Source organism: Brevibacterium sp. LAARM3_SD1 (assembly GCF_057364765.1).
This window is the reverse complement of record NZ_JBNFOL010000003.1, coordinates 105068-123476: the sequence shown is the minus strand read 5'-3', so window position 1 is coordinate 123476 and position 18409 is coordinate 105068. Positions and strand designations below refer to the sequence as shown.

Here is an 18409-nt window from a genome sequence, read left to right as displayed (position 1 = left end):
ATGACCCGAAGCAGCTCAACGATGAGAACGGTGTGGCCACGTCTGATCCTTCCGCTCGTTCTCATCTTCATCGGCATCCTGATTCTGATCTTGACCCCGCGGCAAGTCATCGAATCGACCACGGATCCAGTTGGTCCGAGGTTCCTCCCTTTCCTCAGCGGTGTGGCCGTGACAGTCGGTGGGCTGGTGGACCTGCTCATTCAGCTGCGAGCAGGATCGCCAGTTTCGATCGAGGGCTCCGACGACACCTCGGGCTCGGCGGGTCCGTCCGACGCCGGCTGTCGTCCGGACCGAAAGGCTCGGCTGATTGCTTACGGACTGATCCTGGTTGGGATCGCAGTATGGATCTACACGACCGTTCTCATCGGCTATGGGCTGAGTTCACTGATCCTCATGGCTCTGACTGCCGTCGCGTTCGGACTGAGAAGACCAGTGCAGATCATCATCCTTCTCGTGGTGACGATAGGTGTGACCTATGTCGTCTTCGCTGAGCTCCTGCAAGTTCAACTCTCACTGATTGGTTGGTGATCACTGATGATCATGGACATATTGGGTTCGGTCTTCACCATCGCTTCGCTGCTTGCGATGGTGTTGGGTCTCTTCGCTGGAATCGTCATCGGGGCCTTGCCCGGTCTGGGCGCGACGATGGGAGTGGCACTGCTGCTGCCCATCACGTTTTCGATGGACGTCACAGCGGCCATGATGCTCTTGGTCGGCTGCTACTGCGGTGCGATCTATGGTGGCAGCATCTCAGCGATTCTCATCGGAGCACCAGGAACCGCAGCATCGGCGGCAACAGTCGCCGACGGATACGCCATGGCCAAGCGTGGCTTCGCGAAACGTGCTCTGTCACTGTCGCTGACGGCGTCTGTCCTCGGTGCTTTGATTTCCGGAATCGGGTTGCTCGTCGGTGCCCCGGTCATCTCCGCCGCCGCTCTGAAGTTCTCATCTCCGGAGTTCCTACTGCTGGCTCTGGGAGGTCTGATCCTCGTCGCCGGCATCGAAGGATCGTCATTTGTTCGGGGACTGATCTCAGCATCGATCGGGCTGTTCATCACGACAGTGGGCATCGACTCGATTTCGGGAACGCGCGGTTCACATTCGATCAGGTCTCGCTGATGTCGGGTATCGACTTCATCCCGGTGATCATCGGTCTCTTTGCCCTCGCCGAGGTGTTCCGCCAGGTGAGTGCACCGAAATTGGTGGTCACGACTGCAAGCCCCTTGACAGTGAAAGAGCCTGAACGGCCACATGAAGACCGGATTTCGCGGGGGCTGTATGCGAAGACGGCGGGCAGGTCGGGCCTGATCGGCTATGTGATCGGCGTGATTCCAGGGCTTGGGCCCACGGTGTCGGCCTATATGGCGTATTCGCGGGCCAAAGCTGTTTCGAAGAAGCCGGAGGCTTTCGGGCGGGGTTCGGAAGAAGGCGTGGTCTCGGCAGAAGCAGCGAACAACGGCACCTCCGGCGCCACTTTGGTTCCGTTGTTGACCTTGGGCATCCCCGGCGATGCGGTCACCGCAGTTCTGCTGGGGGCGTTTCTGGTCCAAGGACTGACTCCTGGTCCGCTTCTCATCACGGATGAGCCCGTTCTCGTCTACTCGATCATCGTCGGGTTCATCGTAATCAACATCCTCATGTACTTCATGGGCCGAACCCTGCTTCCTCTGTTTTCCCGAGTCTCGCGGATACCGAATATGATTCTGATGCCGATTGTGGTGCTGCTTTGTGTATTGGGGACGTATGCGCTGAACAACTCATATTTCGATGTCCTCGTTATGGCTGCATTCGGGGTGATCGGCTTCGTCATCACAAAGGTGGGGTTGCCGGTGACACCGATGCTCATCGGTGTAGTGCTGGGAGAGATGATCGAGTCCGAGTTCCGACGGTCGCTGATCATGTCCGACGGAAGCCTCGACATCTTCTTCACCCGGCCGATTTCGCTCGCGCTGATTGTGGTGCTGACCGCGTTCATCGGGTTCAAGACGTGGTCTGCTCTGCGGAAGAAGCGCAGTTACGAGAAGTTCTCGAGCGTTCCAGGGCTTCCCGTGGAGGAACCGGCCGGATCCACTGACCCGGCAAGGCGGAAGCACTGAGCAGACTGCCGCGGTGCGTCATTTCGTTGTCAACATGGTGACGAAGTGACGCACCAGTGCTGTGTGCTGGGAATCAGCGGTTGCGACGCAGACGATTCGTCGGTACCCCTCGAGCGGTGTGGTCACCAACTGGCGGATCCGCATGATGCCGAGATTCGATTCCGGCACGATGGATGAGCCCAAGCCGGATTCGACCATGCCGGCGATCGTCAGCGGGCTGTTCGTCAGAGTTTCCGGCTGATAGACGATGCCCTCGAGTTGGCTGATCTGCGACATGCAGCGATGGACGCTTGCTGCAGGAGTGAATCCGACAGTGGATTGGCCAAGAGCGTAGTCCCAGGTCAGCTCGCTCGGCACATCGGTGCCGGGAGGACTGACAAGAGCAAAACCTTCGGAGAGTATCGCTGTGAGGTTGAGGTCGTCGAGCTCGGGGAACAGCTGCCGTTCTCTGCCATCTGGCAAACGGAGCAGGCAGGCGGAGATGGCGACGTCGACCGTTCCGGACTCGAGCTGCTGCAAGGCGCTGCCCGATATGTCATCCGTTGCCGTGATGGTCGCCTGTGGGTGCGATTGTCGAAACGCGTCGGTCCACGACCCCAGGAACTCAAACGCCATGGACGGCAGAATCGACAGTCGGACCTCACCTGTCTCTCCGGCCAGTTCGTTGCGAAACTGTCGCATATTGTGGAGGTAGGAATTCCGCAGCGCCGATGCGGTTCGGGTGAAGATCTCACCCTCCGGGGTGAGCTTGAGTCCGGCGGTGCTGCGTCGAAACAGTGAGACGGAGAGCTTTCGCTCCAGCCTCTGCAGAATCCGGCTCAGTTGAGATTGAGACAGATGCAGTTCCTCAGCGGCGTCAGTGATGCTTCCGGATTCGTTCAACGTGATGAAGACCAGCAGCTCCTGAGCAGATGGCATATCCGCAGTTCTGGACGCGGCCGGCGAGGTTGTCGACATAACTCCAGCCTAGTGCGAACAGCTCTCGGTCGTCTCCGGGCTACCCGTCCCAGCGGCGCTTGCGCAGGACGGGCGGCAGGCCGAAGTAGATCGGCGGGCGTGCTGAGGCAGGACGCCCAGTTTCTGTGACCGCCGATGTTGAAGGCTTCGCGGCGGCAGCGTTGCCTGCGACATTCGCTCCTTCCGCGCGGCCCCGGCGTCACCCTCACTTCCTCCGCCCGCACTCAGCGCCCAAGCGCTTTCCCAGCTGATGAGCTCGCCGGCGTGGCAGACGGGGTCGCCTCCGCCCGACGGCGGTTCGGCCCACATCCACAGGTTGATCCCGTACTCCATGAGGATCAGCTTGTCGCTGGACTCCCGCGTTGAGTTCTCCTTGACCAGAACCGCCCGCAACTTCGCCGAGGCGGCCTCGAGATCCGTCCACCCGTCCTGCCTGTGTGGCAGAAACATCCACGCCGCCGGGACGGCGATCCGGCACGAGCTCCTCGACGGTGACGATCTCGACCGAGTCCCCGCACGCATCGAGCATCTCCCCGAAGCACGCTCGGGCCACCTCAGGGGACGGCGCGACGATGAGGTGGCGGGCCGCCTCGGTGTGCACCTCATCCAGTGAAAGATGCGTGAACGGATTCGCGCGCATCGACCCGAGCACCTGCGTCCAATGTCCCGGCACCGTCCCGTCGGCCAGGAACCCGTTGGTGCGCGGGCGCTCCTCATCGTGTCGCATCGAAAATCCTCCTCGCCGAGGCTGGTCGCCGTTCCCTTCCATCATGCACCCACCCGCCGGTGACCTCACCCCCGTGTCTGGAAACCTGACGTAGCCGCCGAGAATCTCACCTTGCCGATCGCCGGGTATCTAACGAATGGGATACGTTCCTGCCGACCGCGCGCCATTGCCGCACCGCCGGCTCTAGACTGATCGAAGTGGATCGAGCCGCGACATTCGTGTCGCCTCGGTCCACGACCACGTCTGAACCATCTCGCCCCACCGGCGAGCCTGCACGCCCGAAAGCCCATGCCCTTGCTCTCTTCCTCACGCCGCGCTCTTGCGGCACTTGCAGCAGTCCTGTCCCTCGGCCTCCTCTCCGGATGCGCCGAGGATGCCCAACCGACCATCGACACCGCCTCATCCAGCTCGGCCGATCCGAAACCCACTCGAGAGGCCGCGGAACCGAGCGAGGAAACTCCTTCGCCGTCGAAGTCCGATGATTCCGACGACGAGAGCGCAAGCGCGGAAGGGGACGAAGGCCGCGCAGGCAGCTCGGCGACGGGGACCGCCTCGGCGATGTTGGACAAACTCACGGTCAAGGGCCGGGCGCCGAAGACCGGCTACGACGGTGACCTGTTCAAATGGCGATCGGACACCGACCACAATGGCTGCGACACCCGCAACGACGTGCTCCGTCGCGATCTCACGAGCATCACCCTCAAGACCGGAACCCAAGGCTGCATCGTCCTGGCCGGGACTCTCGCCGACCCCTATGCCGGCGAGACCTACGACTTCGATCGCAGCGCGAATGCCGTCGACATCGACCACGTCGTCGCCCGATCGAACGCGTGGCAGACGGGCGCCTTCAAGTTCGACGAGGAGACGCTCAAGGAATTCGGCAACGATCCGCTCAATCTGCTCGCCGTGAGCTCGAGCCTCAACCGGCAGAAGGGCGACGGCGACGCCGCGACCTGGCTGCCGCCGAACAAGAGCTATCGCTGCGAATACGTCGCCCGGCAGATCGCCGTGAAACACAAATACGACCTGTGGGTCGTCCCAGCCGAGAAGGACGCCATGGAACGCGTCCTCGGCAATTGCGATGACCAGCCCGCCTTCACCGAGGATGCCGACTGGCCCGGTCCCGGCGACGGTGACAACGTCACCACGAAGGAAGAGACCCGCCCCGCCAAGCAGAAGTCCTCGAGTTCCAGCTCGTCGACCTTCTTCGAAAACTGCACGGCAGCCCGCGAGGCCGGTGCGGCACCCGTGCGCAACGGTGACCCTGGATACGGGTCGCACCTCGACCGCGACGGCGACGGAATCGCCTGCGAATAGGCCGCCTCGGCGAGGGGTGGTGTGCACGCGATCACACTCGCTCGGTAGTCTGATGTCGAACACCGTCGCAGCTGCTTCTGGCGACGGCCGCCACGATCATCGACGATGAGGAGACCTGCAATGTCCGGACTCGATACCGCCCTGACTCCGCTGCGCTTCCTCGAGCGCTCGCTCGAGGCTCACCCCGACAGGGAAGCGATCGTCGATGGGCCGCGCCGCTTCACCTACCGGCAGATGGCCGAGACCGTGCAGAACCTCGCCGAAGGTCTGGTTCGCCGCGGACTCAAAACTGGGGACACGGTTGCGGTGCTCGCCCCCAACAGCGCCGAAGCGCTCATCGCCCACTACGCGGTCCCGTTGGCCGGCGGTGTGCTCGTCATGCTCAACACCCGACTGGCCCCGCCCGAGGTCGAATACATCCTCGGCCACAGCGAGGTGAAGTTCCTCTTCGGCGATGCCGGACTCCTCCAGCCGGTCATCGACGCCGGTGCCGCGAACGCGGTCGAAACCATCGTCGTCCACCCCGACGAAGATGGAACCCCCGGTGAGGTCACCGCGACCGATCTCAACGTCGAAGCTTATGCCGACTGGACCGCCTCGGCGCCGGAAACACCCCGGGCTTACGAGGTCGAGGACGAGACCGCGACGATCACAGTCAACTACACCTCGGGCACGACAGGGCGGCCGAAGGGCGTCATGTACACCCACCGCGGGGCGTACCTGAACTCGCTCGGCGAAGTCATCACACAGGACTTCGCGTCGCTGACCCGGTACCTGTGGACGCTGCCGATGTTCCACTGCAACGGCTGGTGCACGACCTGGGCGCTGACCGCGGTGTCGGGCACTCACGTGTGCATTCGGGCGGTGCGCGGGCCCGAGGCGTGGCGACTCATCGACGACGAGAAGGTCACCCGCATGGCCGGTGCCCCCGTCGTGCTCAACACCATCGCCGGGGCCAAGGAGGCCCACGATCTGGGCGGTTCGCTGTCGATCACCACGGCCGGCGCCCCGCCGTCGCCGACGACGATCGCCCTGCTCGAGGGCCTCGGCATCGAGGTCATCCACGTCTACGGACTCACCGAATCCTATGGTCCGTACTCCTCGTGCGAACCGCAGCCCGAGTGGACCGGCCTGCCGGTGGAGGAGCGCGCGAAGCTGAAATCCCGGCAGGGGATCGGCATGATCAGCGCCGAACGCATGCGCGTGGTCGAACTGCGCGACGATGATGTGCTCACCGACGTGCCCCGCGACGGAGTGACGATGGGCGAGATCATCATGCGCGGCAACAACGTCATGAAGGGCTACCTCAACGCTCCCGACGCCACGGCCGAGGCGTTCCGCGGTGGCTGGTTCCACACCGGCGACCTCGCCGTGATGCACGACGACGGCTACGTCCAGATCCTCGACCGCGCCAAGGACATCGTCATCTCCGGCGGAGAGAACATCTCCACCATCGAGGTCGAGCAGGCCATCGTCGCCCACGAATCCGTCGCCGAGGCGGCCGTGGTCGGAATGCCCGACGAGAAGTGGGGACAGCGACCGTTGGCCTACGTCGTCCTGGGGCCCGGCACCGAGGTGACCGAAACCGACCTCATCGCGTTCGTCAAGACCCGCATCGCCTCGTATAAGGCACCGGCCGGAGTCGAGTTCGTCGAGGAGCTGCCGACGACGTCGACCGGTAAGATCCGCAAGAACGCTCTGCGGGACATGGCCGGGAACTGAGGCCTTCCACTCTCGCGTCTATTGCGCGTCTGTGGGAAGCGGTACGTTCTGAAGGCGCAGCTGTCCGCGTGCGAGCACCTTCTGCGTCGCCGAGTCGGTGATGACGACGTCCCAAAGCTGCTGGCTGCGACCCTGGTGGAGCGCCTCGGCGGTGACCGTGACCCGTGCGGCCGCGGTCGGGCGCAGGAAGTCGGTGGCGTTGTGGACGCCGACGGCGAACTCGCCGCGCTCGGCCACAGCCGTGCTGGCCCCGATGCTGGCGGCGCTTTCGACGATGGTGGCGTACACGCCGCCGTGGACGACGCCCCACGGAGTGTGGTGATTCTCGTCCAGGTCGGCATGTGCCCGCACCGAGGTGGCGCTGACCTCATCGACGACGAGTCCGGTGGCCGCGACGAACCGGCTCGAGCCTTCGGGTGAGACGTCGGGCAGTGGCGCAGCGGGCTGCGAGGAAGTGTCGTTGGCCATGGATTCTCCTTCGTACGGGGCAGCGCCGGAGGCTGATTGAACGTTCGGAAATCAGCCTACCCGTGACGGTTCGCTGCCCGCGCCTGCCGCCCGCGCCTGCCGCCCGCGCCTGCCGTCCCGGCACCGTGCCGGCAACTCATGCGAAGAGTGCGAGACCGAACACGACGAAGATGATGATGTGGGCGGCACCTTGAACGGCGGTGACCTTTTTGCCGGCGAACCCGATGACAGAGACCAAGAGCGTGATCGCAAACAGCGCGAGATTGATCGGCGACTCGGCGAGCACGATCTGCTGATCGGTGAGCATGCCGATGACCAGAACGGTCGGAATCGTCAGTCCCACCGTTGAGACCTGTGCGCCGTGGCAGAGGTTGCTCACACGTTGGATCTCCCCGTTCCACGCCGCGCGCAGAGAGGTAAGCGTCTCAGGTAGGAACACGATCATCGCAATGACCACTCCGGACAGCGCCACCGGAGCGCCGAGGCGGCCCAGGCCGTCATCGAGCAGCGTGGCCATATCGTGGGAGAGCAGGACGATCGGCAGAACCGTGGCGACGAGGAGGACCAGCCGAAGGATGATCTCCACACGGTGGGTCGAAAGGATCTCGACAATTCCCTGAGGTCCGTCGTCAGCCTCGACGGCCGCCTCGGTGGGGGAGGAGTGCGACGTTCCGGCATTCGACGAGGCGCTCGCCGCGGCAGCACCGACGGGGACCACCTCGGTGAATTCCCGGGCCTGCGGTCCCATCTGGCGGTAGAGGAAGAAGACGTAGGCACCGACGGTGACCACGATGATCGGGATCTCCTGCCAGATCTCATAGGCACCGTCGGGGGTGCCGATGAGGGCGGGCACGGCGAAGGCGAGAGCGGCGAAGACGACGATCATGACCAGGTAGTTCGACACACCCGTGCGGTTGTGGGTGAGCGCGCCATGGCGCAGTCCGCCGACGAGCAGGCACAGGCCGATGACGGCGTTGAGGATGATCATCGACACCGCCATCACCGAATCGCGAGCGATCGTCGCGTGATCGCCGGGACCCAGCAGAACCGCGGCGATGAGGATGACCTCGATGAGGCAGATTGAGATCGTCAGCACGAGCGAACCGTAGGGATCGCCGAGGCGGTCCGCTAAGTGCTCGGCCTCGGTGACGACTCCGAAGGCGCAGATGAGGATGACCGCGATGATGACCAGAAGCGCAGTCACGAGAAGCGGCAGGGGCACTGGTGGAGCGAGCAGAGAGCCCATGAATTGCAGGGCGATGAAAACGCCCCAGCCGAGGATGAGCCGAAGAATCGCGGTCGGCGTGATGATGGTGCGGAGGGCGGCGGTCATGAAAGGTCTTCCTGTCTCTGAGGCCGTCCTCATCGTGATTCGTTCGCAGCCGGGTCGTCCCGGCTGGTTCCTTCCAGTTTCAGGTTATCCAGGGCCACCTGGCCCGGCAAATCCGGTGATCTGGGGCACCGGTGCTGCCGGAGTGGTCCGGCAGTACGGGAGCGTAAGCGGGCGCGCTCCAGTCGAATCGTAAAGGCACGCTTTAGGGTGAACAGCCCGTGTTTGAAACCGTGCTGTTCACCCTAAACCGTGCTGTATCCGAACTGAGTCGAAAGCGCCCAAGCTGCTGTTCATCTCTGGCGTACGCGGTCGACGAAATCGGTCAGCGCTGACGTGTCTGCGCCGTTGCGCATTGCGTCGCGATTGCTGAAGGGAATGCCCGACTGCAGGCCCCGCCCGCCGCAGGTGATCGCTTCGCCGAGCAGGCTCAATCCGATGCTCAGTGTCATGGGGCGAACGGCTTCTTCGGCGCCGATGAGCTGAGCTCCGAAATGAAGGCCCAGCCCCGCGAGCAGGCTGCATGCCCAGATGATCATCGTCTTCACCGTGTACTTCTGGTGGAGAGTCCCGTCTCGTTCGAAGAGGACCGTAGAAGCTCCGCGCAGCATTCCGAAGCTGACGCCGACCACCACCGAGGCGGTCAGGAAGGTGACGTTCGTCAGTGTCCAATGGCTGAATCCCCACAGTTCCTTGATGGCCAGTCCCAGCAGGATCAACGGTGGAACTGCGAGATCTTTGGCGTCGACGGGCTCTCCGCGGAAGCGTCGAACGATGACGACGACGATGACGGCTATGACTCCGAGGGCGATGAGGAGGGGTGACATGGGCGATCTCCTTTGATGTATTAGCAGGTGCGTGCTAAAACGATAGCACGTTGTAGCATGGATGTGCTATAAAAGATCTATGCCGAAATTCGTCGACCCTGTTCAGCGCCGAGAGCTCATCGCCGACGCGCTCTTCTCCATTGTCCTCAGGCAGGGACTCTCCAAGGTCTCGCTGAGGACGATTGCCGATGAAACCGGCTTGGCCATCGGCTCCATCAGGCACTACTTCTCCGGCGCCGACGGGATAGTACGTTTCGCGCTCGATACTCTCGTCGAGCGTGTCGGGGCTCGGCTGGAAACACGACTGGCTGACATGCTTCCCAAACTTGATTCCGGGAGCATCGATCACGATCAGGCCAAAGAGCTGACGGTTGACTTCCTCTCCGAACTGCTGCCGCTCGACGAGACTCGGCGTCGGGAGTCAGTGGTGTGGCTGGCCTTCGAAGAGGAGGCTCGAACGACACCAGAGCTTGCCGACGTCTTCGAAACTGCAGTGCGCGGCACTCGTGATCTCATGGCCCAAGTAATTGAGAGCATGAGTAGCCGCGGAGTCCTGCGTGCGGGTCTCGATGCCCAAACCGAGGCCGAGACCCTTGCCGCTCTTATCGACGGACTGACCCTGCGCTCGGCGCTTCACCCCGAGGTTCTTGCCTCCGAGCGTGCTCGCGCGCTGCTGGCTGCGCACCTCGAGCGTCTGCGCGCCTGACCTTGGTCACGGGGCGCTTCACGCAGAGGTCGCATATTCAGGCGGTGGGCGGACAACGCTCTTGAACGATCAGAACCCGTAGGCGGCGTCCCGCTCCTCCCGAATCGAGGCAAAAGTGCGGGTGAGGACGATCGTGTCCTCCACGAGGCGGTCGAGGCGCTGCAGGACATCGTGGCTGACGATCTCGCCACGGTGCAGATCGCTCTCACCGACGAATACATACGGCTGAACGACCTGCGCCTTCATATAGCTGAGGATCGGCAGCAGGTGCTGAGCAGGGATGAGATAGTGCTTCGACGAACCGGCCGTGGCGATGACGCCGACGACCTTGTCGAGGAACGCGTTGACAGGCAGAAGATCGAACACGTTCTTCAGCGCCGCCGGAATCGACGCCTGGAAGATCGGTGTGCCGATGATGATTGCATCGGCGTCCATGAGCTCCCTGGCCACCCGACCGGTGTCGCCGGTGTACTCGGTGAAGTTCCGACCGTCGGAGAAGACCATGTCCACCTCGGCAAGGTCGATGACGCTCACGTCGATGGTCGAGTCATAGGCGGCGACCGCCTCGGCGAGGTGATCGATCACGGTCCGGGTCTTCGTCCCGACGTTCGACCCGGACAGCAGAACCATCTTCATGACAGGGCCTCCTCGGCGGAATCGGAGTCGAATGCGGAACCGGAGGATTCGGAGACAGACTCTTCAGGCACGGTGGCGGTGTGTTTCTTCACGGCGGGCAGGATCTCGGTGCCGATGATCTCGATCTGCTTCATCACCTCCGCGTACGGCATCCCGCCGAAGTCGATCTGCGCGAGGTAGCGCTGATGACCGAAGACCTCATGCTGGTGAAGGATCTTCTCGATGATCTGCTGCGGGCTGCCGATGTTCGCAATCGACGCCGGGTGGACGCTCTGCGCGAAATGCTGCTTGGGCATGCCCTGCCCGTTCGTGCGCTTCATCCCCTCGTTGATATGCGGATACATTCCCGCCAACGCCTGCTGTGAGGTCTCGGCCGCGTGGAAGAAACCGGCCGTGGCGATCGGCAGGGTGGCCGGATCGAACCCGGCATGAGCGGCTGCGCGCCTATAGGCATCGACGGTGCCCTTGAACACCGAGGTAGTCCCGCCGAGGTGCGCCATGACCATGGGAACCCCGGCCAGTCCCGCCTTAACCGCGCTCGCCGGCGCTCCGCCGACGGCACGCCAGATGCGCAGCGCCTGCCCGGTGGGGCGGGGGAGGACTTCGGCGTCGTTGAGCGGCGCCCGGAACTGACCGGACCAGGTCACCTGCTTCTCGCGGTTGATCTGGAGCAGCAGATCGAGTTTCTCCTCATACAGTTCTTCGTAGTCGCGCAGGTCATAGCCGAGGAGTTCGAACAGGCCGATCCGGGAGGCGCGACCGGCGACGAGCTCGGCACGACCGCCGGAGATGAGATCGATCGTCGCGAAGTTCTCGAACACGCGAACCGGGTCCGAGGTCGACAGGATCGTCGAGGAGCTGCCGATGCGGATGGTGTCCGTTGCTTGGGCGATGGCTCCGAGGATGACCGCGTGGGCCTGCGAGGCGAAGAACTCCTGATGGCTCTCGCCGAGGCTGAAGAAGTCGAGTCCGGCATCCTCGGCGGCCTGGGCGTAGCCGATGAATTCGTGGATGCGCTGGCCGGCATCGACGCGAGATCCGTCGTGCGGGTCGGGCAGATGATCGCCGAGGCTGTAGATGCCGAACTGCAGTCCCTGGCCTCGGTCGAAGCCGAATTCCTGCATATAGTTCGGCTGCTGTGACGGCTGTGATCCAGCCGTTCCGGAATGCTGCTGTGGGGTGGTGGGCAGCTGCGCGGACTCGCTCAAGGTGTCTCCTCGTGACGGCGACGAAAATGTCATTTGCCATGTCAACTGAGACGGGTGCGCGATTATTCCCGCGGGTTCTCGCCGCGCTTCCGGCTGGTGTCGTAGAGCTTCTTCATGAGCGCATGCAGCTGCACTTTCTCGTCCTCGCTCAAGGAATCGTCGAACAGAGACGCCTGCTGTTCCAGTTGCGAGGGAAACGCGCGTTCGAGGAGTTCGCGGCCCTTGGGCGTCAGCGAGATGTGTTTGGTCTTCCAGTCCTGTTCGCGGGAGATCAGGTCCTCGGACTCGAGCCGGGCGAGCATGCGGGAGATCCCGCCGCCGCTGACGGTCAGTCCTTCGGCGAGAGCGGACTGCGTGATCGGTTCGAAATTGCGGATATGGGCAAGGGCCTCGAACTGTGCGACGGTGAGTCCGAACTGACGCAGGTGGTCGTTGGAGAGCTGGTTGCTGTTCTGGACGAAGCGGGCCATGCGCAGCCAGATGAGCGTGCTCAGGCTCAGGTCCTCCACCGCTTCTCCTTCTGATGACTGCTTAGCTGCCGCTGGCGCTGTGGTTACCGCGCTTCGTTCTCACATTACCTGCGTTGCGTGAGGTGCCGAGGACGGCCCGTGGCGAGGGCGATGACTACGGTGGGCGAAATGGTCACGCTCCCTTGAATTTTCTGTGACCATTTCGCCTACCTATGGCGGTGCTTTCGCCAGGCCCTGGCGGTACCAAGTGCCAGTCGTCTGCGGAGGCTCAGGCGTCCGCAGTCACGGCGTGAGAATCGCTCGTGCGCTTATTCCGCTTGCTTGCCTTGCCGGCAAAGAGGAATCGGTCGACGCTCAGGCGACCGGGGCCCGCGGCGGTAATCAGCAGTGCGCCGGCGGCGAGGGCTGCGACGAGTTCCCAGCCTCCCTGATCGACGAACGGAGTCGGGACGAGGTGGACGATGATGAGGGCGCCGATGACGTTGGCCGCCAGCAGGAATCCGACGATGGGCGTGAGCGCGCCGAGGATGAGCAGCGCTCCGCCGATGAGCTCGATGAAGGTCGCTACCGGGGCCGCGATATCGGCCAACGGCACTCCCATCTGCGCAAACGAATCGCTTGTTCCGGCAATGGTCCACTCATTGAACTTCTGCCAACCGTGGGCGATGAAGATTGCGCCGAGGGTGATCCGGGCAATGAGGGTGATGATGTCGCGGGCGAAGGTCGGCAGTCCGGTCGTTGCGTACACGGTGATCTCCAAAATTGGTTGAAATTGCAATCACACGGTATGTGCCGACGATGGCAAGACGCTGGCAACTACTTATCGCCGACGATAGATAACCAGCAAAGCGACGTGGGTGAGCATCATCGCCGCAGCCGTGAAGGAGAAGGCGATGTCGAGGATTCCGGCATCGGTGAGGTCTGGCGGATCCGAGAAGCCCGGGGCGGTCCAGACCATGATGCCGATGATCAGACTGAGCGCGGCCGCAGCGAACAAGCCCGGCCCCGGTAGCTTCCGAATCGCCGCGACGGCGAGCAGGGCGATGAGTGCGAGGAAGATCATCACGGCTGCGGCGTCAAAACTATGGCCGGTGCGTGCGAGTTCTTGCCACAGGCCGCCGTACTGAGTCGAGTCCTCCGGTGCGGAGCGGTAGTAGGGCAGGAACGTGAGGACGAAGGCCACGACGGCCAACGGAGCATAGAAGCGAGAGAAGCCTTCGTTGATTCGGTCCCTGCGCGCTTCAATATCGGCGGCGACTCTGGCCGCGATCTCGGCAGAGACCGCATCTGGTGTCGGCACTTTGTCCATCCTCCTCGGGGAATCCGGTTCCACTCCGTTGTGGTTGTGGGCGCTTCCATGGTCGGTGGGTCGAATCCGCGTGACAAGGATTGACGATCCTCACACCTGTGCCGGTGAAACGGACGCCTTCTAAATGGGCCGCCTGGAGCCGTGGGTGTCTGTGGTCATCCCCGGCCGGAGTGGGACAATGGAGGCAATGACTGTGCCCCGCGAGAGTGCGCACGTGCCGCGTGCGATGTGCGTTGCAAGCGGGAGCGACTGAACTGGGAAGAAGGCAGATAGGTGAGCGAAGAGAACAGCGAACTCCTCGGAGCGGGACGCAAGGCTGCCGTCATCATCGCCTCCACCTCGGCGGCCAGGGGAGAGGCCGCGGACACGACGGGACCGATCCTCGTCGATTGGCTGCGCGGTCGCGGATACGAGACACCTGAGGCGATCGTCGTCCGCGACGGCGAACCCGTTGGCCGGGCCCTGCGCGAACTCCTTGTCGACACCCCGGAGGCTGATCGTCCTCGCATCATCGTCACCAGCGGCGGCACCGGGCTCGCTCCCGACGATCGCACTCCTGAATTCACTGCCGAACTCCTCGAGCGCCAGTCCCCGGGCCTCATCTATGCGATGTGGCGCAAGGGTCTCGAGTCGACATCCTCGGCGGTGATGAGCCGCGGAGTCGCGGGAGTGCGGGGGCGCAGCTTCGTCATCAACTTCCCTGGTTCGAAGGGCGGGGTCAAGGACGGAATCACCGTCATCGATGACCTCCTCGAGCACATCCAGACCTCCGTCGAGGACACTACCGACCACGGTCCCCGGGTCTGAGAGAGGAACGAGAACATGCAGATGCGCAAGGCCGTGCGAGCCCGGGTGTATAAGTTCGACGCCACCGGTGAGATCTCGGCTGGCCCGGATTCCCTGGCGGGGGAGGAGCCGCTGGAGATCCAGCTCAACGGTGAGCAGTACACCGTGACCATGCGCACCGCCGGCCACGACGTGGAACTCATCGCCGGGTATCTGCTCTCCGAGGCGGTCGTGACGTCGATGGACGATATCGAGGAGGTCAACTTCTCCGCCGGACTCGCCCCCGACGGCAGCCGGAACTATAACGTGGCCCAGGTGCGCCTGGCCCCGGGAATCTGGAACCCCGAGACGGCTCCGGCCCGCAATGTCTACACCTCATCGTCGTGCGGGATCTGCGGAACCGCGGCCGCCGATGCCGTCACGAAGACCTCTGCATATCCCCTCATTCCTGGCGCCTTTCATGTCGAGGACCATGGAGAATACGAGTTCCCCAAGCTGCTTTCCGCGGCTCGGATCGGTGAACTGCCCGATCGTCTGCGGCAGACGCAGGAGATCTTCGACAAGACCGGCGGAGTCCATGCCGCTGCACTCTTCGCCGTCGGTGACGACCCGAACGCAGAACCCGAGCTACTCGTCGGTCGTGAGGATGTCGGCCGGCACAATGCCGTCGACAAGGTCATCGGCTGGGCCATGGCCAACCGGGGCCTGCCGCTGCGCCAGACCGTGCTGCAGGTGTCCGCGCGGGCATCGTTCGAGCTCGTTCAGAAGTGCGCCATGGCCGGCATCCCGATGATGTCCGCCGTCAGCGCCCCCTCGGCGATGGCCGTCGACCACGGCAAAGACGTAGGCGTGACCGTCATCGGCTTCAACCGCAAGGGCAGGTTCAACGCCTACTCGTACCCCGAGCGCGTGGCCTGAATTCGCCGAGGCGGCCCCGCGGTTCCGGTGCTAGATTCGCTGGCATGGACATCAATGACGATCCCACCAGCTCCACCTCCTGTCTGACTATCGCGCAGGCCCGTACCGAATGGGACGTGCAGAAGGCCTTCCTCGATTCCTGCTCCTACGGTCCGCCGCCTAGGCGCGGATGGAACGCGCTGCAACGATCCCTCGACGAGTGGCGGGCCGGAAGCGTCCCCTGGCCGCGGTGGGCGGAATCGGTCGACACCAGCCGAGAACTCTTCGGTCGCCTCGTCGGTGTTCCCTCAGATCAGGTGGCCACCGGGGCCGCCGTATCCCAGTTGCTCGCCCCGATCGCCGCTGCGCTGCCCGACGGCGCGGAGGTCCTCATCCCCGACATCGAGTTCACCTCCGGGGTCTACCCTTTCGCCGTCCACGCCGACCGTGGGGTGCGGGTGCGCACCGCGCCGCTGAACACCCTCGCCGAGGCGGTCGACGAGTCCACGACGCTCGTGTCCTTCTCCGCCGCACAGTCCGCGACCGGCGAGGTCGCCGACATCCCAGCGACCACCCGTGCCGCCCGAGAAGTTGGGGCACTCACTGTCCTCGACGGCACGCAGGCGGCCGGATGGCTGCCGCTCAACGCCTCCGAGGTCGACTTCCTCGCCGTCGCCGCCTACAAATGGCTGTGCGCCCGCGCGGGACGGCGTTCCTCACGATGCCGTCGCAGTTGGCAGCCGCCGACGACTCTCATCCCCGCCGTGCGGAGTGCTTCGACCGGCTCAAGCCTCTGGCCGCCGGGTGGTTCGCTGCCGGGGGAGCAGCCAGCTACGGGATGCCGATGCATCTGGCCGACGGTGCTCGCGCCTTCGACATCTCACCGGCCTGGCACTCGTGGGTCGGCACGGCTCCAGCGCTCGAACTGCTGCTCGACGTCGATGTCGACCAGATCCACACCCACGACCTCGCCTTGGCCAACCGTTTCAGAACCGGGCTCGGTCTGGAGGAGTCAAACTCAGCCATCGTGACGATCGACCTCGACGACGCCCAGCAGTCGTGGCCCGCGGCTCTCGACCGGCTCGACGCGGCTGGAGTGCGATACTCGCAGGCCGGAGGGAACATGCGCTTCGGATTCCACCTCTTTAACGACGAAGCCGATGTCGACACGGCGCTCAACGCAGTGACAAACTCTGCGTCTCCCTGAAGCGCGTCGTCCGAGACTCTCACCGGCACACCGCTCTCGGGAGTTCAGAGCGATTCGAGGATGCTTTCCAGCCTGCCTGCGGTCGCCTCGAGCTCCCTGGCTTGAGCAAGCAGTTTCTTGTGCTCGCGTTGCAGCGTGGCCACGGTGTCAGAAGTCGCTGAACCATTCATGCAGGGCAGAAGCTCTCGAATCACCTCGGTGCCGAGGCCGGCGTCGATGAGCCTTCGGTAAAGGAGGACCCGCTCAACAGCGTCAGCTGGATAGCGACGTTGACCACCCTCGGTGCGCTCCGGCGCGAGGAGGCCCTGTTCCTCGTAGTAGCGCAGGGCACGCGGACTGCTGCCGGAACGACGTGCGGTCTCACCGATCGATAACAGGGCCGGCGACTGCGGAATCTGTGACATGTGTCTCTTTGCCTTGAAGCTGACGTCCACGTCAGATTTTAGCATCGAAGCACCCGCCTGAACCGGTGGGAGATGCGAAAGGAAGCACAGTCATGAAGATCAAGTACAGCGTTGTCGTCATCACCGGAGCGAACCGCGGACTGGGGGCTCAGTTCGCCACGCAGATGCTCGAGCGCGGCGCCGCAAGAGTCTATGCGGCAGCGCGCCGTCCAGAGTCAGTCGACGTGCCCGGAGTCGAACCAATTAGTCTCGACGTCACCGACCATCAGCAGGTCGAGGAGGCGGCTCGCGCGGTCGGCCAAGCAGACATCGTCATCAACAACGCAGGATTCTCCTCATTCGCCCGCCTCATCGATGGAGAGATGAGCGATATCAGGCGAGAGATCGACATCAACTATTTCGGTGCCCTGCGTATGGTCCGGGCGTTCGCCCCGGCCATGCGGAAGCGCGGCCGCGGCGCCTTTCTCAACGTCTCCTCTGTCATGGCCTGGCTGGGTTACGAACACTCGAACTCCTATGGGGCGTCCAAAGCGGCGAACTGGGCGATGTCGAACGGGCTGCGTGAAGAGCTGGCTGGGGCCGGCATCCAGGTCAGCTCGATGCTGCTTGGAAGCACCGACACCGACATGATGGCAGGAATCGATGTCCCCAAGAACCGCCCGGACGAACTCGTCGCCACCGCCCTCGACCAGTTCGAAGACGGGGTGAACGAGATCCTGGCCGACGATGCGGCCACAATACTCAAGGCAGGGCTGTCAGGCGACCGCGGTCGATTCGTCGAGTGATGTAGCGGACCGGCCCTGAATCCCGAGGAATTCGGTAACACAGCCATAACGATCGACCGGCCTCTCTTCGGCGGCGGGAAGTCATCCACCCCTGCCGTTCGGGGCGGGGCGGCCTTTGTGAAAGATCTGCAACATTCAACAATTTCTTCATGTGGCGATAAGAGCGCGAACTCGAGGCTAATGTGGCTCTCGGTGCCGTTTCCGTGCGAACGGGAAGGGCGCGACAGACAGACCACTGTGCATCACCGCCACACGCTGCGGAAATGCCGACAACGAGATGGAGTGACAATGACCTACACGCTGCAGGCCGTTGAGAACTCGGATGAGAAGGCCAGCCTGGTCCGGCGCTGCCGCAACGGGGTGCTCATCGTCATCTTCGCCTCCGTGCTGTGTGGGCTGCTGGCATGGAATGAGCCGCACCCGATCGTAGTGGCGCTCGCCGTCCTCATCGGCGGTGCCGGCATCCTCGCCATCGACACTGCACTGGCCTACCGGTCTTCCGTGCGACGCTCCAAAGGCTGAATCGCACCAGCTGAGACACCTCGCCACCCGCCATT

At 63.6% G+C, this 18409-nt stretch carries 21 protein-coding genes and 1 pseudogene; 12 read left to right on the top strand and 10 right to left on the bottom strand.

Going from position 1 to position 18409, the window contains the following annotated elements; translation table 11 throughout:
- Positions 1-528, top strand: a complete 528-nt coding sequence (locus AC2W7L_RS02530; protein ID WP_486003136.1) for a tripartite tricarboxylate transporter TctB family protein — start codon at positions 1-3, stop codon at positions 526-528.
- Between the two features lie 6 nt (positions 529-534).
- Positions 535-2096 (top strand): annotated as a pseudogene (locus AC2W7L_RS02525) (tripartite tricarboxylate transporter permease).
- Between the two features lie 18 nt (positions 2097-2114).
- On the opposite strand, the gene AC2W7L_RS02520 reads toward AC2W7L_RS02525, so the two are convergent.
- On the bottom strand, positions 2115-3014 hold the full coding sequence (locus AC2W7L_RS02520; protein WP_486003135.1) for a LysR family transcriptional regulator: 900 nt from the start codon (positions 3012-3014) through the stop codon (positions 2115-2117).
- Between the two features lie 412 nt (positions 3015-3426).
- Here AC2W7L_RS02520 and AC2W7L_RS02515 point away from each other — a divergent pair, with 412 nt between their 5' ends.
- The 3 genes from AC2W7L_RS02515 (at position 3427) to AC2W7L_RS02505 (ending at position 6819) form a co-directional block, all read left to right on the top strand.
- The gene (locus AC2W7L_RS02515; RefSeq protein ID WP_486003134.1) at positions 3427-3666 is read left to right on the top strand and encodes a hypothetical protein; all 240 of its coding nucleotides are present in this window, start codon (positions 3427-3429) and stop codon (positions 3664-3666) included.
- Between the two features lie 408 nt (positions 3667-4074).
- Positions 4075-5097, top strand: a complete 1023-nt coding sequence (locus tag AC2W7L_RS02510; protein ID WP_486003133.1) for a GmrSD restriction endonuclease domain-containing protein — start codon at positions 4075-4077, stop codon at positions 5095-5097.
- Positions 5098-5217: 120 nt separating this feature from the next.
- Complete coding sequence (locus AC2W7L_RS02505) at positions 5218-6819, top strand: AMP-binding protein (RefSeq protein WP_486003132.1); 1602 nt, start codon at positions 5218-5220, stop codon at positions 6817-6819.
- Between the two features lie 18 nt (positions 6820-6837).
- On the opposite strand, the gene AC2W7L_RS02500 is transcribed toward AC2W7L_RS02505, so the two are convergent.
- The 3 genes from AC2W7L_RS02500 to AC2W7L_RS02490 form a co-directional block, all read right to left on the bottom strand.
- Positions 6838-7287, bottom strand: a complete 450-nt coding sequence (locus tag AC2W7L_RS02500; RefSeq protein ID WP_486003131.1) for a PaaI family thioesterase — start codon at positions 7285-7287, stop codon at positions 6838-6840.
- Positions 7288-7423: 136 nt separating this feature from the next.
- Entirely contained in the window at positions 7424-8620 is a 1197-nt protein-coding gene (locus AC2W7L_RS02495) for a calcium:cation antiporter (protein WP_486003130.1), read from the bottom strand.
- Positions 8621-8910: 290 nt separating this feature from the next.
- Entirely contained in the window at positions 8911-9444 is a 534-nt protein-coding gene (locus AC2W7L_RS02490; protein ID WP_486003129.1) for a hypothetical protein, read from the bottom strand.
- 79 nt (positions 9445-9523) lie between these two features.
- Here AC2W7L_RS02490 and AC2W7L_RS02485 point away from each other — a divergent pair, with 79 nt between their 5' ends.
- The gene (locus tag AC2W7L_RS02485) at positions 9524-10150 is read left to right on the top strand and encodes a TetR/AcrR family transcriptional regulator (RefSeq protein WP_423058798.1); all 627 of its coding nucleotides are present in this window, start codon (positions 9524-9526) and stop codon (positions 10148-10150) included.
- Positions 10151-10219: 69 nt separating this feature from the next.
- On the opposite strand, the gene AC2W7L_RS02480 is transcribed toward AC2W7L_RS02485, so the two are convergent.
- The 5 genes from AC2W7L_RS02480 to AC2W7L_RS02460 all read right to left on the bottom strand — a co-directional run bounded on the left by AC2W7L_RS02480 (position 10220) and on the right by AC2W7L_RS02460 (position 13764).
- The gene (locus tag AC2W7L_RS02480) at positions 10220-10786 is read right to left on the bottom strand and encodes an NADPH-dependent FMN reductase (protein WP_486003128.1); all 567 of its coding nucleotides are present in this window, start codon (positions 10784-10786) and stop codon (positions 10220-10222) included.
- Positions 10783-11994, bottom strand: coding sequence for an LLM class flavin-dependent oxidoreductase (locus AC2W7L_RS02475; RefSeq protein WP_486003127.1), 1212 nt, complete (start codon positions 11992-11994; stop codon positions 10783-10785). Before AC2W7L_RS02475 ends, AC2W7L_RS02480 begins: the two co-directional genes overlap by 4 nt.
- Before the next feature lie 62 nt (positions 11995-12056).
- A complete protein-coding gene (locus AC2W7L_RS02470; protein ID WP_486003126.1) occupies positions 12057-12503 on the bottom strand; it encodes a MarR family winged helix-turn-helix transcriptional regulator in 447 nt (148 codons plus the stop codon).
- 229 nt (positions 12504-12732) lie between these two features.
- Positions 12733-13212, bottom strand: a complete 480-nt coding sequence (locus AC2W7L_RS02465; RefSeq protein WP_486003125.1) for a DoxX family protein — start codon at positions 13210-13212, stop codon at positions 12733-12735.
- A 72-nt stretch (positions 13213-13284) separates the two neighbouring features.
- The gene (locus tag AC2W7L_RS02460; RefSeq protein ID WP_486003124.1) at positions 13285-13764 is read right to left on the bottom strand and encodes a hypothetical protein; all 480 of its coding nucleotides are present in this window, start codon (positions 13762-13764) and stop codon (positions 13285-13287) included.
- 282 nt (positions 13765-14046) lie between these two features.
- On the opposite strand from AC2W7L_RS02460, the gene AC2W7L_RS02455 reads away from it, so the two are divergent.
- The 4 genes from AC2W7L_RS02455 to AC2W7L_RS02440 are packed head-to-tail and all read left to right on the top strand — an operon-like array spanning position 14047 to position 16663.
- Positions 14047-14580: a MogA/MoaB family molybdenum cofactor biosynthesis protein gene (locus AC2W7L_RS02455; protein WP_486003123.1), complete on the top strand. Its 534-nt coding sequence runs from the start codon at positions 14047-14049 to the stop codon at positions 14578-14580.
- A gap of 15 nt (positions 14581-14595) precedes the next feature.
- Positions 14596-15477 (top strand): formate dehydrogenase accessory sulfurtransferase FdhD, encoded by an 882-nt coding sequence (gene fdhD, locus AC2W7L_RS02450; protein ID WP_486003122.1) that lies wholly within the window; start codon positions 14596-14598, stop codon positions 15475-15477.
- A 44-nt stretch (positions 15478-15521) separates the two neighbouring features.
- Positions 15522-16487, top strand: coding sequence for an aminotransferase class V-fold PLP-dependent enzyme (locus tag AC2W7L_RS02445; protein WP_486003121.1), 966 nt, complete (start codon positions 15522-15524; stop codon positions 16485-16487).
- Positions 16484-16663: a hypothetical protein gene (locus AC2W7L_RS02440; protein WP_486003120.1), complete on the top strand. Its 180-nt coding sequence runs from the start codon at positions 16484-16486 to the stop codon at positions 16661-16663. The genes AC2W7L_RS02445 and AC2W7L_RS02440 overlap by 4 nt, the downstream gene beginning before the upstream one ends.
- A gap of 44 nt (positions 16664-16707) precedes the next feature.
- On the opposite strand, the gene AC2W7L_RS02435 is transcribed toward AC2W7L_RS02440, so the two are convergent.
- A complete protein-coding gene (locus AC2W7L_RS02435; protein ID WP_486003119.1) occupies positions 16708-17097 on the bottom strand; it encodes a MerR family transcriptional regulator in 390 nt (129 codons plus the stop codon).
- A 62-nt stretch (positions 17098-17159) separates the two neighbouring features.
- Between AC2W7L_RS02435 and AC2W7L_RS02430 the strand changes: the two genes are divergently transcribed.
- Together AC2W7L_RS02430 and AC2W7L_RS02425 are read left to right on the top strand one after the other, a co-directional pair.
- Complete coding sequence (locus AC2W7L_RS02430; RefSeq protein WP_486003118.1) at positions 17160-17852, top strand: SDR family oxidoreductase; 693 nt, start codon at positions 17160-17162, stop codon at positions 17850-17852.
- Positions 17853-18140: 288 nt separating this feature from the next.
- Positions 18141-18374: a hypothetical protein gene (locus tag AC2W7L_RS02425; protein WP_486003117.1), complete on the top strand. Its 234-nt coding sequence runs from the start codon at positions 18141-18143 to the stop codon at positions 18372-18374.
- Positions 18375-18409 lie beyond the last annotated feature (35 nt).

Bases quoted from the DNA above. Each gene is read 5' to 3' on its own strand.
- AC2W7L_RS02530 (WP_486003136.1), top strand. From the start codon at position 1: ATGACCCGAAGCAGCTCAACGATGAGAACGGTGTGGCCACGTCTGATC.
- AC2W7L_RS02520 (WP_486003135.1), bottom strand. From the start codon at position 3,014: ATGCCATCTGCTCAGGAGCTGCTGGTCTTCATCACGTTGAACGAATCC.
- AC2W7L_RS02505 (WP_486003132.1), top strand. From the start codon at position 5,218: ATGTCCGGACTCGATACCGCCCTGACTCCGCTGCGCTTCCTCGAGCGC.
- AC2W7L_RS02500 (WP_486003131.1), bottom strand. From the start codon at position 7,287: ATGGCCAACGACACTTCCTCGCAGCCCGCTGCGCCACTGCCCGACGTC.
- AC2W7L_RS02495 (WP_486003130.1), bottom strand. From the start codon at position 8,620: ATGACCGCCGCCCTCCGCACCATCATCACGCCGACCGCGATTCTTCGG.
- AC2W7L_RS02490 (WP_486003129.1), bottom strand. From the start codon at position 9,444: ATGTCACCCCTCCTCATCGCCCTCGGAGTCATAGCCGTCATCGTCGTC.
- AC2W7L_RS02485 (WP_423058798.1), top strand. From the start codon at position 9,524: ATGCCGAAATTCGTCGACCCTGTTCAGCGCCGAGAGCTCATCGCCGAC.
- AC2W7L_RS02480 (WP_486003128.1), bottom strand. From the start codon at position 10,786: ATGAAGATGGTTCTGCTGTCCGGGTCGAACGTCGGGACGAAGACCCGG.
- fdhD (WP_486003122.1), top strand. From the start codon at position 14,596: ATGCAGATGCGCAAGGCCGTGCGAGCCCGGGTGTATAAGTTCGACGCC.
- AC2W7L_RS02445 (WP_486003121.1), top strand. From the start codon at position 15,522: ATGGACATCAATGACGATCCCACCAGCTCCACCTCCTGTCTGACTATC.
- AC2W7L_RS02430 (WP_486003118.1), top strand. From the start codon at position 17,160: ATGAAGATCAAGTACAGCGTTGTCGTCATCACCGGAGCGAACCGCGGA.
- AC2W7L_RS02425 (WP_486003117.1), top strand. From the start codon at position 18,141: ATGACCTACACGCTGCAGGCCGTTGAGAACTCGGATGAGAAGGCCAGC.